We start from the raw sequence: 290 nt of genomic DNA, 5'->3' as shown, positions 1-290 counted from the left end.
GACACCACCTTGACGCCCTGCTGGGCTGCGCGCTTCAGCGCCGGCGCCACGGCGTTGGCATCATTGGCCGGGATCGCGATGACGCCGACCTTCTGGGTGACCAGGCTGTTGATGAAATCGATCTGCGCCTCGGCCGTCGCCTGCGAAGGCGCGACCTGGATCGCCTTGCCGCCGATCTCCTTGGCGGCCTCCTCGGCGCCCTGCTGGGCGGCCTTGAAATAGGGATCGGTGTCGAGCTTCGGCAGGGAGCCGACGGTCACCGGCTCCTTGGCGCATTCGTCGGCCCGGGC

At 69.0% G+C, this 290-nt stretch carries 1 protein-coding gene; it reads right to left on the bottom strand.

Going from position 1 to position 290, the window contains the following annotated elements; translation table 11 throughout:
* Window positions 1-290, bottom strand: a 290-nt coding sequence (locus KVT37_RS32125; RefSeq protein ID WP_217579014.1) for a substrate-binding domain-containing protein, incomplete at both ends; no start/stop codon positions are given.

It is taken from the genome of Mesorhizobium sp. GbtcB19 (assembly GCF_019091085.1).
In the GTDB taxonomy this organism is placed as follows: Bacteria; Pseudomonadota; Alphaproteobacteria; order Rhizobiales; family Rhizobiaceae; genus Mesorhizobium.
This window is presented reverse-complemented; position numbering and strand designations above follow the sequence as displayed.